This window comes from Piscirickettsia litoralis (genome assembly GCF_001720395.1).
Classification (GTDB): Bacteria; Pseudomonadota; Gammaproteobacteria; order Piscirickettsiales; family Piscirickettsiaceae; genus Piscirickettsia; species Piscirickettsia litoralis.
Window position 1 is genome coordinate 9376 of record NZ_MDTU01000014.1, and the last position, 2286, is coordinate 11661.

1 protein-coding gene and 2 pseudogenes are annotated in these 2286 nt (G+C 35.4%); 2 read left to right on the forward strand and 1 reads right to left on the reverse strand.

The window, feature by feature from the left end; translation table 11 throughout:
* The first annotated feature begins 67 nt into the window (after positions 1–67).
* Positions 68–783, forward strand: a pseudogene (locus BGC07_RS19085) (IS6 family transposase).
* Positions 784–1033: 250 nt separating this feature from the next.
* The gene (locus BGC07_RS19090) at positions 1034–1522 is read left to right on the forward strand and encodes a hypothetical protein (protein ID WP_069314637.1); all 489 of its coding nucleotides are present in this window, start codon (positions 1034–1036) and stop codon (positions 1520–1522) included.
* Between the two features lie 555 nt (positions 1523–2077).
* Here BGC07_RS19090 and BGC07_RS20305 read toward each other — a convergent pair.
* Positions 2078–2184: pseudogene (locus BGC07_RS20305) on the reverse strand (IS6-like element ISPsa2 family transposase); the annotation flags it as partial.
* Between the last annotated feature and the right edge of the window lie 102 nt (positions 2185–2286).

The window sequence follows — 2286 nt, forward strand, 5'->3', positions numbered from 1 at the left end:
GGACTGTTGCAAAAAAATTAGGTTGAGGTATGTTGGTTACTTGATTTGAAAATAAGAGTAAATTACAGTGGCCAAACGTAAACGAATTAATAAAAATCAACCCTTTAAATGGAAGCATTATTCCGGCGATATTATTCTTTGGTTAGTTCGTTGATATGGCCGCTACGCCTTATCTTATCGCGATCTCAAAGAAATGGCCGCTGAGCGTGGCCTTGAAGTTGAACGCTCAACAGTTTGTCGTTGGGTGCACGAGTATGGCTCTGAGATCGCCAAACGACTTAGGCCTCACTTCCGCCAGACGTGTGCCTCTTGGCGGTTGGATGAAACGTTGGTAAAAACCAAAGGGCGCTGGTATTACCTTTATCGGGTGATTGATAAATATGGTAATACTTTGGATTGGATGCTCAGTCGACAACAAAATGCCAAGGCCGCCATGCGCTTTTTCAAAAAAGCAATAGCCCAACCTTATGTGAAGTCACCACGCGTTATAAATGTCGACAAGCACGCTTCATTTCCACCGGCTCATCAAAAAGCCAAAGAGAAAGGTGTCTTTTCTAAGCGATGTAAACTCAGGCGGGTGAAATACTTAAACAACCGCATTGAAAATGATCATAAAGCGGTAAAGCGTAAATCCCGCTTCCGCCAATGGTATCAATCGCTCTCAACAGCACGGCCAATAGTTGATGTGATGGAGTCAATGCGTATCAATTGCGTTATATTAAAAAACAGGATATCTTTGCTCAAAATCAGCTAATTAATAAATTATTTGGATTGGCAGCTTAATTTTACAAAGACAATACAAACAAATAGACTTTCTGACGCTTATTATAATTTTTTGCAACAGTGCCAACAGAACCATTCCAATTTAACAAAAAATAATGATTTAAATCATAAGAGTAAAATAATAAGGCTAAGTTAATATAAATATTGTTATATTTTTTTAAGTAGTCACCACTCTATTTAAAGCCTAATTTTTGTGATTATAGTGATTTAAATAAATGTTAATAACCAATCAATTGAGGTATCAGTAAAAATGGCCCTTAAAAAGTCAGCACTAGCATTAGCCGCTCTTCTTGTGGGTGGTGCAGCATTAGCAACACAAAATGCTTCAAACTTTGCACAAATTTCGTTTAATCAAAAATCAGAAGCTATACATTCTTATGTAATGTATTTCTCAGATATTCCAAAACAAGACCTAAATCCTATTCAAATTTGTCAGCAAGCGAGAGTTATATCTAATCATTACGTCACTTGCTTGCCTATTTATAATGGCGGTGAAGGCGATATTACTGTAAATATACCCAAATATAGCATTAGCAATGTACCGATTAAGCCTAATCAAGCCCTTGTTATTGGAACAGATTACGCTGATGATGAAGGAGTACCGATAAATATTTCAAGTACACAGGATCAAATTAAGCATCAACCATCTCAAACGTCAAAAAATAACAATATTGGTGTTATTTGTCGATCTCTTCCAAAAACGAGCAATGCCGATTTTTGTAACATATGGACTTTATAATATGTCGTAATTAATTTATATTTCCCTTATAAAGTTAGTTTCGATAAAACATTCATACAAAATAGTCATGTTTTTATGATGATAACATAAAAACACAGTATTTGTTGCGTTGCAATTGACCAACCACTTGCTATAGGATATTTGAAATTTAAATATGGAGTGTTCCGAATCATGAATAAATCGATACATTTTTTTGGTGGCTATATTTTTCACAACAGCTTATTGCTCAAACCACCAAGTTAGATCTCGATCTATCGAAATAGCAGAATGTAAGCATGTAATAGATGAATACAATAAACTAGATCATGGAAAGATAGCTCTTAACAAAGAATCCACCTGCAACGCCCATTCCTATGCGACCTATACGTCAAAGCAATGGCGTTGCATGGATGCAAGCATACAAAAAGGAAAAGCTTGGCCTGACTCTGAAGGTATTTGCTTCAAGTCAACTAAAAACTAACTTCTTACCTTCCGATCTGGCTAAATAAATGGCACTGTTGCAAAAAATTATAATAAGCGTCAGAAAGTCTATTTGTTTGTATTGTCTTTGTAAAATTAAGCTGCCAATCCAAATAATTTATTAATTAGCTGATTTTGAGCGAAGATATCCTGTTTTTTAATATAACGCAATTGATACGCATTGACTCCATCACATCAACTGTTGGCTATTCTGGCCTAATAAAACTGGACACTTCGCAATGAGATAAATATGATTCTCAAACGAGGTGTTTATGAAAGATAAAAAGCAATACAAGCGTTATATT